The following is a 452-nucleotide window of genomic DNA, read 5'->3' on the forward strand; positions in this document are numbered from 1 at the left end:
AGAAAGTAACGAGCAGAAATACCTTTATAGGCTTGTAGCTCAGGTGGTTAGAGCGCACCCCTGATAAGGGTGAGGTCGGTGGTTCAAGTCCACTCAGGCCTACCAAATTCTTCCTCATACCGCGTTGTCGCCACGAACTCGTTTGCGTAAGCAAACTTCGCATGGCTCCGCCTTGTCTGAGAAAGAATTAACTCTTTTACGAGTGGTAAATCAAAGGTATCTGTAAGTGACTGTATGGGGCTATAGCTCAGCTGGGAGAGCGCCTGCCTTGCACGCAGGAGGTCAGCGGTTCGATCCCGCTTAGCTCCACCATATCCATACAGCCTTTAAATAATACTTCAGAGTATATTGGAAACAGTATGCTGCGAAGTATTTTGCTCTTTAACAATCTGGAACAAGCTGAAAATTGAAACGACACAGCTGAAACTTATCTCTCCGTAGATGTACTGAGG

The 452-nt window shown here is 46.5% G+C and carries 2 tRNA genes; both read left to right on the forward strand.

The window, feature by feature from the left end:
* Positions 1 to 28 precede the first annotated feature (28 nt).
* A tRNA-Ile gene (locus V2154_RS24865) sits at positions 29 to 105 on the forward strand.
* Between the two features lie 131 nt (positions 106 to 236).
* Positions 237 to 312 (forward strand) — tRNA-Ala (locus tag V2154_RS24870).
* Positions 313 to 452 lie beyond the last annotated feature (140 nt).

The sequence above is a fragment of the Ewingella sp. CoE-038-23 genome (genome assembly GCF_040419245.1).
GTDB lineage: Bacteria > Pseudomonadota > Gammaproteobacteria > Enterobacterales > Enterobacteriaceae > Ewingella > Ewingella allii.